At 65.0% G+C, this 13,151-nt stretch carries 10 protein-coding genes; 5 read left to right on the top strand and 5 right to left on the bottom strand.

Features of this window, described 5'->3' with window-relative positions:
• Positions 1 to 36: 36 nt before the first annotated feature.
• Entirely contained in the window at positions 37 to 1,104 is a 1,068-nt protein-coding gene (locus AOT96_RS21455) for a potassium channel family protein (protein ID WP_003942296.1), read from the bottom strand.
• Positions 1,105 to 1,260: 156 nt separating this feature from the next.
• Here AOT96_RS21455 and AOT96_RS21450 point away from each other — a divergent pair, with 156 nt between their 5' ends.
• Positions 1,261 to 1,662, top strand: coding sequence for a DoxX family protein (locus AOT96_RS21450; RefSeq protein ID WP_003942341.1), 402 nt, complete (start codon positions 1,261 to 1,263; stop codon positions 1,660 to 1,662).
• Here AOT96_RS21450 and AOT96_RS21445 read toward each other — a convergent pair.
• Complete coding sequence (locus AOT96_RS21445) at positions 1,659 to 5,051, bottom strand: ATP-dependent helicase (protein WP_065352233.1); 3,393 nt, start codon at positions 5,049 to 5,051, stop codon at positions 1,659 to 1,661. The two genes, AOT96_RS21450 and AOT96_RS21445, sit on opposite strands and share 4 nt — an antisense overlap.
• Entirely contained in the window at positions 5,052 to 8,414 is a 3,363-nt protein-coding gene (locus AOT96_RS21440) for an ATP-dependent helicase (RefSeq protein ID WP_065352232.1), read from the bottom strand.
• 52 nt (positions 8,415 to 8,466) lie between these two features.
• Between AOT96_RS21440 and AOT96_RS21435 the strand changes: the two genes are divergently transcribed.
• Genes AOT96_RS21435 through AOT96_RS21425 form a run of 3 tightly spaced genes read left to right on the top strand, consistent with a single transcriptional unit; the run spans position 8,467 to position 11,358 of the window.
• Complete coding sequence (locus AOT96_RS21435; RefSeq protein ID WP_065352231.1) at positions 8,467 to 9,255, top strand: alpha/beta hydrolase; 789 nt, start codon at positions 8,467 to 8,469, stop codon at positions 9,253 to 9,255.
• 10 nt (positions 9,256 to 9,265) lie between these two features.
• Positions 9,266 to 9,562, top strand: a complete 297-nt coding sequence (locus AOT96_RS21430; RefSeq protein ID WP_003942322.1) for an MGMT family protein — start codon at positions 9,266 to 9,268, stop codon at positions 9,560 to 9,562.
• Between the two features lie 50 nt (positions 9,563 to 9,612).
• Complete coding sequence (locus AOT96_RS21425) at positions 9,613 to 11,358, top strand: NTP transferase domain-containing protein (RefSeq protein WP_065352892.1); 1,746 nt, start codon at positions 9,613 to 9,615, stop codon at positions 11,356 to 11,358.
• A 5-nt stretch (positions 11,359 to 11,363) separates the two neighbouring features.
• On the opposite strand, the gene AOT96_RS21420 is transcribed toward AOT96_RS21425, so the two are convergent.
• Together AOT96_RS21420 and AOT96_RS21415 are read right to left on the bottom strand one after the other, a co-directional pair.
• Complete coding sequence (locus AOT96_RS21420) at positions 11,364 to 11,708, bottom strand: hypothetical protein (protein WP_054826395.1); 345 nt, start codon at positions 11,706 to 11,708, stop codon at positions 11,364 to 11,366.
• On the bottom strand, positions 11,705 to 12,283 hold the full coding sequence (locus tag AOT96_RS21415) for a hypothetical protein (protein ID WP_042922177.1): 579 nt from the start codon (positions 12,281 to 12,283) through the stop codon (positions 11,705 to 11,707). Before AOT96_RS21415 ends, AOT96_RS21420 begins: the two co-directional genes overlap by 4 nt.
• Before the next feature lie 89 nt (positions 12,284 to 12,372).
• Between AOT96_RS21415 and AOT96_RS21410 the strand changes: the two genes are divergently transcribed.
• Positions 12,373 to 13,140, top strand: a complete 768-nt coding sequence (locus AOT96_RS21410) for an 8-oxoguanine DNA glycosylase OGG fold protein (protein ID WP_003942311.1) — start codon at positions 12,373 to 12,375, stop codon at positions 13,138 to 13,140.
• Positions 13,141 to 13,151: the final 11 nt, after the last annotated feature.

The following is a 13,151-nucleotide window of genomic DNA, read 5'->3' as shown; positions in this document are numbered from 1 at the left end:
TCACGACATTACTGCGCGCACGAAGCTCGGTAACACTCAGTTCGTGACGCGGCGAATGTAGAGCAGTCGATCGTTCTCCTCGACGGCGTCCACCTCGGGTGAACCGACGCGAACCAGACGGCCGTCACGAACGACCCCGAGCACGATGTCGGAGAGATGACGCGGAGAGCCGCCGACCTCGTCGCGCTCGACGGCACGCTCGGCAATCGCGAATCCGGCCTCCGGAGTCAGCAGGTCTTCGATCATCTCCACGACGGTCGGCGTCGTGGTCGCGATGCCGAGGAGTCGACCCGCCGTCTCCGAGGACACGACGACGGAGTCTGCGCCGGACTGACGCAGAAGATGCGCGTTGTCGGCTTCACGGATGGCTGCGGCGATCTTGGCTTTCGGCGCGATTTCGCGGGCTGTCAGCGTCACGAGCACTGCGGTGTCGTCACGGTTGGTTGCCACGATGATCGACGACGCATTCTGCGCACCTGCCAACCGAAGTACGTCCGATTTCGTCGCCGAACCGAATACCGTCACCAGGCCTTTGCTCGCCGCCGAATCGAGGACGGTCTGATCGGTGTCCACGACCACGATCTCCGACGCCGGTACACCGTCACCGAGCATTGCTTCGATTGCCGTCCGCCCCTTGGTCCCGTATCCGACGACGACGGTGTGATTACGCACGTGCTGCCTCCAACGCTGAATTTTGAACGCCTGACGCGAACTCTCGGTCAGAGCTGAAAGTGTGGTTCCGACCAACACGATCAAGAAGAAGATCCGAAGTGGCGTGATCAACAGGACGTTGACCAGGCGCGCCGACGGCGTGAACGGAGTGATATCGCCGTAGCCGGTGGTCGAGAGCGAAACCGTCGCATAGTAAATGCAGTCGAGCAGCGACAGCTCGTTGTCCTGTGCGTCCCGGTATCCCGCGCGATCGATGTACACGATCAACACGGCGGCGCCGAGAGCACCCAACGCGATGAGAACTCGCTTGTAGATGGCCCGCGCCGGACTTGTCTGTAGCTGGGGAATGCGCAGCACCCCGACAAGGGCGAAGTCAGGCTGATCGGTCAATGCTTCCGACCTGGTCAAACGCGCCCGGAGCTTACCGGCCATACATCGACTCTCTCACTCGAACTTACGAAATACCTACACGGACATCGGCAGGCAGCGTAACCCTCGAAGATCGACTTCGGAACTCGGGCGCCGAATAGCGCGCGGGTCGTGGCGCCGGTAGTGGCAAGAAGGTCCACCGTGGGGCAGGCTGGGCAAATGCCTTTCACCGGTTCGACGTCCACTCCCAGCCAAGCGGCCGCTCTTCGTTTGTCGGCCCTCCTTCTCGGCGCCGGCACCATGCATTTCGTGGCGCCTTCCTTCTTCGACAGCACCGTTCCCCGCCAGCTTCCCGGACAGGCCCGCACCTACACCCAGGTGTCCGGCGTCGCGGAACTGGCGATCGGCGCTGCCTTGGCCGTGCCGAAGACCCGCAAGCTCGGCGCGGGCCTTGCCGCCGCGCTCTTTGTTGCCGTGTTCCCCGCCAACATCCAGATGGCGATCGACTGGTGCCGAAGCCCGAAGACGTCCACACCGCAGAAGATCGGTTCGATCGCACGTCTTCCCCTGCAGGTTCCGCTGGTGACCGAAGCACTCAAGGCTCGTCGAAACGCAAGCTAATCTTGCGCGCCTGCCGTTCGGATGAGGCGAGCGAGAGCCTCACCGTCCGGCAGGTTCTCGGGTGCGATGGTGCGACCCGATCGAACGTAGTGAAACGCCGCCCGCACCTTGTCGGCCGGAAACTGTTCGTTGCGCCCCGCCGAACGGGCTCTGGCCGACATCAATTCGGCCCAGGCCACCCGATACGCGGCCAACTGCATCACAACAGCGTCCTCGTTGGCGGCCGACGGTTCGGCACCGGTCTTCCAGTCGATCACCGTCCATCCGCCGTCGGGATCGGCGAACACAGCGTCGATCCGACCGCGGAGAACCGTTCCGGCAATGGATGTTTCGAAAGGAACTTCCACTTCGATCGGGCTGCGATTGGCCCACGGGGACCGCAGGAACGCATCCTGAAGTTTCACCAGATCGGTCTCGGGACCCGCGCCGGTATCCGCGGCGCCGGGTAGTTCGTCGAGATCCAACAGTCGGGTCGCACCGAACCTTCGCTCGATCCAGGCGTGAAAAGCCGTGCCGCGCCGAGCGAGCGGGTTCGGTGGGTACGGCAGTGGTCTACGCAGCCGTGCCGCGAGTTCATCCGGATCTGCCTTGAGGTCGACGAGCTGAGTCACCGAAAGCTGCGCCGGGAGAATCACTTCGGCACGCGCGTTTGCCCGGGCTTCGCGCTCGGCCAAGAGCACGTCGACGTCCGAGGCCCAGTTCTCCGGATCGTCCTCCGGTTCTTCCGCCTCTTGGCTGTCTTGCGGCAGCGAAGCAAGTGCGGACAGGACGCTTGCGGCTCCGGCCTCGACCGCGCCGCGCCGCGCACCCAGCGGATCCGGCGGCCACTGCGCCGTACGGGGCGTGGCGGCCAACGGGTTCTCGGTGTCAGGTTCCGGTGCAGGCGCCCACTCCTCCACGACGCCGATCGCACCGCGCGAGTCTTCCTCATCGGCATCGTTTTCGGCCGCGACCATCTGATGCAGCTCGTCCAGGAACTCCGAAGGCCCCTTCGGTTCCGAACCGGATTCCGCCCAGTGATGCGCCGAGATGAACAGCGCCCGTTCGGTTCTGGTCAGCGCGACGTAGAACAGTCGCCGGTCCTCGTCCAGTCGACGGTTGGACAAGGCCTTCTTGTGCGCCGTGATCGCGTTCTCGAGGTCCTTGCGGTTGTAGAGCTCCTCGAGGTCGAGCACCGGAACTCCGTCGGCCGAATCCGCGTCGACGGCCCGGTCCCCACGCAACGACGGTGGCAGTTCGGCGAGCGCCCCGAGCCACGATCCGGACGCGGTGGTCGAGGGGAACACCCCGTCGCTGACATGCGGGATCGCCACTACTTCCCATTCGAGCCCCTTCGCCGAGTGCACGGTCAAGATCTGCACGCGATCCGGCGCCACCTCCACTTCGCCCGGAGTGAGGCCCTTTTCGATCTGTTCGGCGGCCGCGAAGAATGCGAGCATCCCGGGCAGATTGGCTGTTGGACGCGTCGCGTAATTGGCGACGACGTCGGCAAATGCGTCGAGATGCTCGCGGCCCGCGGTCCCGACGACACCGACTCGAGTTCGCGCGCCTGCCTCGATTCCGATACCGAGCACCCGCTCGACCTCCGCCACCAGTTCGGTGAGCGGCTGGCCGATACGTTCGCGCAACGACGCCAATTCTGCCGCTATCGCGTTGATGCGTGTGTACCCGAGAGCTGAATAACGTTCTGCCGGGCCTGGATCGGAGATCGAATCGACCAATCCTGCTTGCTCGGCGTTCTCCCCCGGCAGCGCGTCCTGAACTGCCGAGGTGAGCGCCTCGGCGTCGGTGACCGCACCCGCTGTTCCGTATCCGGCGGAGATGGCAAGTTCGCGGGAGCGTTGCGAGAGTGCGGCGAGGTCCTTCGCGCCGATCTGCCATCTCGCTCCGGTGAGCAGCCGAACGGCGGCGCTGCCCGCCAGCGGATCGGCGACCACTCGGAGCATGGCGATCACGTCCGCCACCTCGGGTGTGTGCAGGAGCCCACCGAGTCCGACCACTTCGACCGGCAGACCTTTGGACCGCAAAGCCTCGGCCAGCGGGGCAGCATCGGCGTTGCGGCGGATCAACACCGCTGCCGTGGGCGTCGGGCGGTCTTCGGCACGTGCCGCCTCGTATTCTTCGGCGATCTTCTCCGCAACCCACTGACGTTCCTGTTCGACGTCTCCCAGCAGCGCCAGTCGAACGTCTCCGGCGACGGCTCCCGGCCGCGCACGAAGTGTGCTGACGGCCACACCGCGTCGGCGCAACGGTGCCGACGACAGGTTTGCCAGTTCGAGAGCCTCCGGCGGGTTACGCCAACTGGTGAGCAGTTCGAGCGTCGGAGCCGGCTTTCCGTTGGCAAGCGGGAAGTCGGTTGCAAACCGTGGCAGGTTGGCCGCCGACGCGCCTCGCCAACCGTAGATCGACTGCATCGGATCGCCGACGGCTGTCAGCGCCAACCGGCCGTCGGCTCCCCCGCCGAACAACGAGGACAACAACACTCGCTGAGCGTGACCGGTGTCCTGGTACTCGTCGAGAAGAACTACCCGAAAGCGCTCACGCTCGGTTTGCCCGACCTCGGGATGTTCGGAGGCGACACGGGCCGACAGCGACATCTGGCTGCCGAAATCCAATGCGCCTTCACGCCGCAGCGTCTCACCCAGCCGGGCAACGAGGGGCAGTAGCTCGATGCGTTTGTGTTGCACATCAAGGTAATTCAACAGCTCTTTGCTCGGCCCACCCCGCTGTTTCGGACCGGCGGGCAGAGTGTGAATCAGCTTGTCCAACTCGGTGTGAGCCTCGAGCAACTGCTCGGGGTCGACCAGGTGCTCCGCCAACTGACCGGCAAGGGCCAGAACGGTTTCGGTGATGGACCCCGGATTCTTGTCGGTGTCCAGATCACTGTCCCAGCCGCTCACGACGCGGTGCGCAACCTGCCACAGTTCGGTCTCGGACAACAGCGTCGCCGAGGGTTCGATCGGCAACAGCAGTCCGTGCTCGGACAGCAACCGTCCCGCGTAAGCATGGTAGGTACTGACTTCGGGTTCCCCGGCCAGAATCCGGGAACGCACTCCGCCGGTCGGGTCGAGTGCCCGCAAAACGTCCGAACCCGCCAGTCGCGCCAAGCGCTTGCGGATTCGCGACGTGAGCTGTTGTGCCGCTTTGCGCGTGAAGGTCAATCCGAGAACGGCCTCGGGATCGACGAAGCCGTTGGCCACCAGCCACACGACGCGAGCAGCCATCGTCTCGGTCTTACCGGCACCGGCACCGGCGACGACCAATGTCGGACCGAGCGGTGCGGCGATGACTGCCGCCTGTTCCGGCGTCGGCGGGTGTTGACCGAGCGCGACCGCCAGGTCGACAGGATCGATCTTCGGTCGGCGTGCCTTCTGCGTCGCGGCAGCCACTTAGTTACTCACCTGTCGTCCCTCGTCGTGTGCCGGGCAACTCGAGCGCACCGGGCAATGTCTACATCCGTCGTTGACCCTGGCCAGATACTGCGGCCCTTGGGTCGCTGCCGCTGCGTTGTGGATGACGTCTCGCCACATCTCGACGGCTTCGGCCGTCAGCGGCGGCTGAACTCGCTGCGCCGCACCGTCTTTCTTGTTGGACTTGGCCACGAATACCAGGCGTGCACCGCCGGGTTGTGTGGCCGGTTCGCCGGCAATCGCACCTTCGGCCGCTGCGACCTGGTACGCCGCCAACTGCGCGTGAGATTGCGCGGCCTCGTTGCTGACAGGGTTTCGCGCAGTCTTGACGTCGACAACCACCGGACGGCCTTCGGTGTCGCGCTCGAGCCGGTCGATCCGGCCACGAAGCTTGACCGCGGGCGCTCCCTCCTCACGTGGTTCGAGGACCCCCTCGACCGCGACCTCGACGCCGACTTCGGTCAGTTCACCGCGAGTTGCGTTCATCCAGGCGGTGAACGTCGCCAGCATCTCCCGAGTTCGATTGAGTTCGCGGCGCGAGTACCACTGCGATCCCAGATCGATGGATTCCCAGGCATTTTCGAGTGCCTTCTCGACCTGATCCGGTGGAATCCGGCCGGCCAATGCCTGCACCAAGGTATGGACCAGCGTACCGGCGATCGCATGAGTGTTGTCTCCGTCGCTGCCGCCATGACGCTCGAACACCCATCGGAGAGGGCATGTTTCGAGAAGCTCGATGGTGGACGGCGATAGTGAAACCGGTCCGTCCTCGGGCTGCCACATGGGAGCAGCGGTACTCGGCTCGGCTGTGCCGTACCACTGATCCGGGTGCGCGCCGCGTACCCCGGCAGCAGCCAGACGTGCCAACTGGCGAGCGGCCCGGGAATGCTTCTCGGGGTCGAAATGCGCGATGTCGGGATCACACACGACGCTGCGAAGCTGTGCGACCAGTGCAGGCAGCGACAGAACCCGGGTATCCCCGGTCTCGGGTGCAACGACGTCGAGATCGGAGGACGGATCGTCCGAGTACGCGTCACCACGGATCAATTCGTCCACGAACCGCGAAGGCACCAAGTCGGTGTCCCCCGAAGCCGATTCGACTGCGGTGATCAGCAGACGGCGACGAGCACGGCTACAGGCAACCAGGAACAACCTGCGTTCTTCGGCCAGAAGCGGTGCGGTTCGCGAGAGTCGTTCGGCAGCCGAGTCACTGCCGTCGGAGACTCCGTTGACCAGGTCGATCAGCGCTTCGGTACGCAGTAGCGATCCGCGTGCCCGCAAACTCGGCCAGAGCCCCTCCTGCACACCCGCCACCGCCACGACCGCCCATTCGCGACCCGCCGCGGCGTGAGCGCTGACCACGGTGACGGCGTCGGGAGTGATGACCGACCGGCTCCGCGAGTCGGTCGGTATCTCCTGGCTGGTCAAGTAGTCGACGAAACCGGCGAGTTGCGAACGCGGCAACCGGTCGACGTAGTTGGCGGCCGCGTCGAAAAGTGCGACGACTGCGTCGAGGTCTCGATCGGCCTGTGAGCCGATAGGTCCGCCGCGCGCCGACGCAGCCGCCCAGCGTCGTTCCAGCCCCGTCGCCTGCCATGCTGCCCACAGAACTTCTTCGACCCCGAGACCTCGCTCGAGAGGCACTCGGGCCTTGCGAAGGACCGACAGCACGCGATTGAGTGCCGCAGCTTCGACGTCTGTCAACTTGCCCATGAGGCGCTTGGACTGCGCACGATCCTCGTCGATCAGAATGAGCCGCAACAACTCCGAGGAGTCCCGATCACTTCCCGATGCCAACTCGACCCGGCGCAGGCCACGACGCAACCGGCGCAGGGTGACCGGCTCGGCGCCGCCGATGGGACCGGCCATCAGGGCAAGCGCGTCGTCGCCGGTGAACTGATCGCCGCCGAGCGCCCGAAGGACCAGCAGCAGGCCGGACACTCCGTGTTGCCTGGCCAGCGGCAATTCGGTGGCAGCGGTCGTGACGGGTACCCCGGCCGCGAGCAGCGCTCGCCGGAGAGGGGCGAGAGTGCGCGGGACCGACCGGACGATGACGGCCATGTCGGACCAAGCAATCCCGTCCAGCAGATGCGCCCGGCGCAAGGTATCTGCGACGACTGCCGCTTCTTTGGCCGTCGTACCGAGAACCCGCACCGACGCCCGCCCCGGGTCCTCATCGGTGAGATCGGATGGAACCGCGATGCGATGAGCAAGGTTGCCGGGCAGCCGCGCAGCGATCTTGGCCGCGATCGACGCGACGTCGGCGTTGTTGCGAAACGTGGTGGGCAGGACGATCTGGCGCTCGTCTCCGCGCTCGGCGAGTCCGAGTAGGAACGCCGAATCCGCACCGCGGAACCCGAAGACCGACTGATCGGGATCACCGGCGATGACCGTGCCCGCAGTTGCGGTTCCGATCAGCCGAACCAGTTGCGCCGCCTGCGGATCCAGATGTTGTGCGTCGTCGACGAGTAGGTGCCGGATCCGAGCGCGCTCGGAGCGAAGCAATTCGGGATCGGTGGCGAACGCGGTCAATGCCGCACCGATCAACTCGGCCGCGTCGAGCGCCGGCGCCGTCGCCTCCGGAGCCTCGACACCGACACTGCCGCGCAGCAGCACGCCTTGCTCGTAGGCCTCGGCGAACCGCCCGGCCGCCACCCACTCCGGACGTCCACGCTTCTTGCCGAGCTTGACCAGATCTTCGGGGCCGAGTCCGCGCTCGTTCGCTCGCAACATCAGATCTCGAAGTTCGACGGCAAAGCCGTTCAAACCCAATGCGGGTCGCAGGCGCTCCGGCCACCGGAGCGCACCGTCTTCTATGTCGCCGCGCAACATCTCTCGGAGCACCGAGTCCTGCTCGGCGCCGGTGATCAGGCGTGGCGGCGCGTTGCCGTGCGCTGCGGCTTGAAGCCGGAGTACGGCAAAGGCGTACGAGTGAACGGTGCGGACCAACGGCTCACGAGTTGCCTGCGGTCCGCGTTCTTGTTCGTACCCGAGCAACCCGGCCGTGATCTGCTCGCGGACCTGCGTCGCTGCCCGGCGCGACTGGGTGAGCACCAGGACCGATTCAGGATCTTCGCCACCGGAGATCTTCTGCACTGCCAGATCCACGAGAAGGGACGTCTTGCCGGTTCCGGGGCTGCCGAGTACCTGCCAGGGACTCCAGGCGGCCCCCGAGCCGAATGAAACAGGGCCGAACGCGAGTTGGAACGGATCCTCGGACGGCGGCGCGAACAGCCGGGCCGTCCCTCCGTCCCATGTTCGGGGTATCGGAGACGGCGCAGTTCGGTGCACCAACCGCGCCCGCGGAATGGTGACCTTGCTGCGTGTTGCCGTCTCACTCACCCAGGCATTCCACCAGAGCGCACCGACAACTCACACATCGCCTGCTTCCGGCATGATTGACCTCGTGTCTGCACTCCATACGTATCTCTACGGACCCGTCGGGGCACCGGAGATCCTTTCGCTGCACGGTCTGACCGGTCACGGCCGACGTTGGCAGTCGATGGCCGAGAACCAACTGCCCGAAGCGCGCTGGATCTCGCCGGATCTACGCGGTCACGGGCGTTCCACCTGGGCTCCTCCGTGGAACATCGAATCCCACGTGGCGAGCCTGCTGGAGACGCTCGACGAACATGCCACCGGACCGGTGGTGATCGTCGCGCATTCTTTCGGCGGAATGCTGGCGCTGCACCTCGCGGCCACCGCACCGGAACGCGTTCGTGGGCTCGTCCTGCTCGACCCGGCGATCGGGTTGGATCCGACTTTCATGCAGGAAGTGGCCGAACTCACAATCGGCTCACCGGATTACACCGATGCGGCAGAGGCCTACTCCGAGAAGATTCACGGCTCGTGGGGTGAGGTTCCCACACAGGACCTCGACGTCGAGATGGCGGAACACCTGATCGAACTGGGCAATGGACGCGTCAACTGGCGCCTGTCCACGCCCGCGATCGTGACCGGGTGGGGCGAACTCGCTCGCCCGATCGTGCTGCCTCCGTCGTCGATGCCCACCGTGCTGGTTCAGGCGATGAAGGTCCAACCGCCGTACGTCACCGACGAGTTCCGGGCAGCGCTCACCGAGCACCTCGGTGAAAATCTGACCGGTGTCGAATTCGACTGTGACCACATGGTCCCGCACGTGCGGGCCGACGAAGTCGCCGCCCTCGTTCGCAGCATGCTCTGAAGGAACCGACATGGCAGCCACCACCGAAGAGCAGATCGAAGAGGTACGGCGCCTCATCGCGTCGATTCCGGCCGGTTTCGTGGCGACGTACGGCGATATCGCTGATGCTGCAGGACTTTCCAGTGCTCGCACGGTCGGTTGGATCATGCGAACGGACTCTGCCGACCTGCCGTGGCATCGGGTTCTCGGCGCCTCCGGCAAACCGTCGGCGCACCTGGCTCATCGTCAGATCGCCAAGCTCGAACTCGAAGGCGTGCCGATCAAGGACGGTCGGATCGACCTGAAGAAAGCTCGGTATCACTTCTGATTCACGTGTCACCGGTCGTCGTGACGCGGGCGATGGGGCAGCATGGAGGTATGACCGTCACGCCGCCGACAGCCGCCCTCATTCTGGCGGGTGGTCGCGGGACCCGAATGGGTGGTGTCGACAAACCCGGCCTGCTCGTTCACGGCCGCAGGCTCCTCGACATCGCGCTTTCAGCGACGGCGCATCTGGACGCCGTCGTCGTGGTCGGTCCACATCGCCCTGAACTTGATCCTGGCATCACTCAAACTCAGGAAACTCCGGCCGGAGCCGGCCCTGTCGAGGCGATCTGGGCCGGATTGTCTGCGACCCGGTTACCCGACGACGCCGTGGTGGTGGTCCTGGCGTCCGATCTGCCGCACATCGAGGCCGTATCAGTCGACGCTTTGATAGCTGCCACGTCGACGGACAGTCCGGTGACGTGTGCCGTGGACGAGAACAACCGAACCCAATTCCTGCTCTCCGCGTGGACATTTCGCGAGCTCCGGCAACGCCTGTCCACATTGCGGGAGAGTTCGGGGTTGGAGAATCAACCTATGAAAGCGATTGTCACCGAACCGTTCTCGACGCTGCGTGTCACTGGCACCACTGACTGCGACACACCGGCGGACATCGACCGCGCGCGAAACCATCCGCGCCTGACGATCGAGCAAGCCCGCGCCGCCGTCAGGAACTCACTGACAGCATTATCACCACACCGGGCCGCCCTCGCCGACAGTCTCGGAGCAACGCTCGCGCAGCCTCTCGTCGCCCTGGGTGATCTTCCTCGATCCGATGTCTCGGCGATGGACGGGTACGCCGTCTCCGGCGAGGGTCCCTGGCGAATCCGCACCGAGATCCGTATCGCGGGCGCCGACGGGCAACTCGAACTCGGTGAAGGCGAAGCGATTCGCATTGCCACGGGAGCACACCTGCCCCTCGGCGCCACCTCGGTGATTCGTGACGAGTATCTGTCCGTCGACGAGCCATCTCGGATGGTACGGAGACTGCCGGATGCGCCGCACCGCAACGACGCTCGACCACGAGGGGAAGATTGGACCACCGGATTCACGATCGCCCCGACTGGTACCGCGGTGACTCCGGCGGTGGTCTCCGCAGCTGCCAGCGGTGAAGTGTTCGACGCCCTCGTCCGTGGTCCGGTACGGGCACGCGTGACAGTCACCGGCGACGAGATCCGGCGGACCGGTCCACTGCGTGAAGGTCAGACCCGCGACTCCGTCGGTGGGATTCTCCCCTACCTACTGGAAAGCAACGGCGTACGGTGCGTGGCGAATTCGCACCTGAGGGACACGGCCGACAGTTTCGAGCGTGTACTGGCGGATGCGACTGAACAGGACCTGCTTGTTGTCATTGGTGCGACGGGCGGCGGCGCTGCCGACGAAATGCGCAGTGCGCTCGATCGACTCGGCGCTCGCACGATTGTCGGGCGAGTCGCCTCGCGCCCGGGCGGATCTCAGATAACGGCTGTCCTGCCCAGTGGTCGGGTGGTTCTCGGCCTCCCCGGCAACCCTTACGCCGCAGTGACCACCCTGTTGACGATGCTGCCCACCGTCGTGGCCGCCTTGACGGGAAGCGACACACCACCGCCACTGCTCGGCATCATCGAGAACGCCGCTGCGGTGACTTCCGATGCGGTACGCCTACTGCCGGTCACACAATCCGCCGACGGTCGCTGGCGCGCCGAACCGTCTGTACGTACCGCACACCTGGCGGGGTTGATCGGGCGCTCCGCGTTTGCACTCGTTCCGCCACACGCGGAAGACGGTGCCGTCGCCGAAGTGGTTGTCCTCCCACGCTGATCGGGTCAGTCGTTTGGGCGCCTACGCCGGTTGACCCCGACCACGCCGACCACTGTCGCAAGCACCAGCGAATACACGCCCCACAGCACTAAGAACGGCAGCAACCAGCCGGCATCAACGGTCTGACCGCGCGGTCCGACGCAGTACAGCGTGAAATTGGTGGACGTACCGTCGCCGTCGGAAAAGGTATCCGAGACGACCATCGCGCTCGATGTGGGAGCTTCACAGAAAATCGGCGCCAAATGAGCGACCTGTCCTGGCCAGATCACCGAAGACAGTAGTGCAGCAAAGATTCCCACGACCACGATCACCACTACGGAGATCACCAACGGAGCGATACGGCGGCTCACAGCGGGTGCACCAGGAAGGGAGTTCCGTCAGGCTCGAAGACCACCAGCGCCCGCGAGCGTGGAGATTCCACCATCACGGATGCGCGAATCGCCTCGGTGCGACTGACCGAGATCCCGGTGACTTCGCCGTCGTCGACACCGCTGTTCTCCAGCGCGTCGTCGACCAACTTCTCGAGGTTCGTCAATGCCGGCACTTGATCCAGCGTGAACGATCGTGCATCGAGATCGTCGGTGACACTGACTTGCACGGGGCTCGGCTCGCCGAGAATGACTCCGTCGAAAGAGAATCTGTCGAGCTGGGTCGGCTTCCCGGGGTCTCGAACGGTGACTCCGAGCGTCTCGATCGGGCTGATGTCGATGCTGGTCACCGATACCGCGTCGACGCCGTATCTATGTGCGAGGCTGTCGAACCCGCCTCGCACCAACTCCGACGTCATCCCACCGCCACGTTCGCGCATCTGATTGTCGAAATCCATCCGATCGACGGCACCGATACATCCGCTCAGACTCGTGGCCGCCAAAGCGATGGCTACCGTCCACAGCGCCGACCGCACCTGCGAGGACGCGAATTTCATGAGCGGAGCGTACCGCGAGTGTCCGGTTCCATCCCGGTGGACTGCGCGTCGCACGAATTACTGTCGGCGACTCGTGGGATCATCGCGCCATGAATCGTGTCGACGAAGGATTCGAACCGCCGGACGCATTGGTCGAGTGGTGCCGCTCCCGCACCTTTCCACTGCACGTCCTCGACGACGAAGCCACCGTCGACCTGGATTGGTGGAACGCACACCTGAAGGACGCCGGCCACACCATCAGCCTTCGCGGGCGTGATCTCGACGGCAAAGTGATCACCGAAGGTCGAGCCATCGTTCAACGCAACGACCTTCGCCCGTCGAGCGATCTCGTTGTCGCCCAGCACGACGGCCTCGGACTACTGTTTCTCTGCGCGGCCTGGCAGGGCTCGCACGAGAGCCGACGTTTCACACGGCGGTTCCCCAACGTCTTCAATCCCCATCACCGCGAGGACGAGGATCCGCTGACCCAGATCACAGCCATTCTCGATCACTGCTCGAAAAACAAGTCGATGCCCGTCGTCCGGCGCGACACCTGGTCCGGGTGGCCACTCACCCCCGGTGTCGGGGTATCGCTGATGGCCGCTTTCATGTGGGCAGTGGGCGTACAGGACGAAGGCCGACGCGCTCAGATGATCGACCAGTACGGAGTCTCGACGCTCATCCACGAGGGCTGGCTCGAGGATCCTTCCGTCACCGGCTTCACGACGCGTCGCTACCGCCGGTACTGCGAACTTCTCGACAGCTGGGCCTATGCCGCCGGCACCCAACCCGAGATCGTCGAGATGTGGTTGGTGAAAAGGTGGAGTGCGCGATTGGCCCAAGCACGCAACGACGTGAGCGCCCCCACCCTGTTCTAACTCTCAGAACG

It is taken from the genome of Rhodococcus sp. 008 (genome assembly GCF_001682295.1).
GTDB classification, from domain to species: Bacteria; Actinomycetota; Actinomycetes; order Mycobacteriales; family Mycobacteriaceae; genus Rhodococcus_F; species Rhodococcus_F qingshengii.
The sequence above is the reverse complement of the archived record's forward strand: the minus strand, read 5'-3'. Positions and strand labels throughout refer to the sequence as shown.

Excerpts from the sequence above, each read along its gene's own strand:
- AOT96_RS21425 (WP_065352892.1), top strand. The coding sequence starts at position 9,613 with ATGACCGTCACGCCGCCGACAGCCGCCCTCATTCTGGCGGGTGGTCGC.
- AOT96_RS21410 (WP_003942311.1), top strand. The coding sequence starts at position 12,373 with ATGAATCGTGTCGACGAAGGATTCGAACCGCCGGACGCATTGGTCGAG.
- AOT96_RS21450 (WP_003942341.1), top strand. The coding sequence starts at position 1,261 with ATGCCTTTCACCGGTTCGACGTCCACTCCCAGCCAAGCGGCCGCTCTT.
- AOT96_RS21430 (WP_003942322.1), top strand. The coding sequence starts at position 9,266 with ATGGCAGCCACCACCGAAGAGCAGATCGAAGAGGTACGGCGCCTCATC.
- AOT96_RS21455 (WP_003942296.1), bottom strand. The coding sequence starts at position 1,104 with ATGGCCGGTAAGCTCCGGGCGCGTTTGACCAGGTCGGAAGCATTGACC.
- AOT96_RS21415 (WP_042922177.1), bottom strand. The coding sequence starts at position 12,283 with ATGAAATTCGCGTCCTCGCAGGTGCGGTCGGCGCTGTGGACGGTAGCC.
- AOT96_RS21435 (WP_065352231.1), top strand. The coding sequence starts at position 8,467 with ATGATTGACCTCGTGTCTGCACTCCATACGTATCTCTACGGACCCGTC.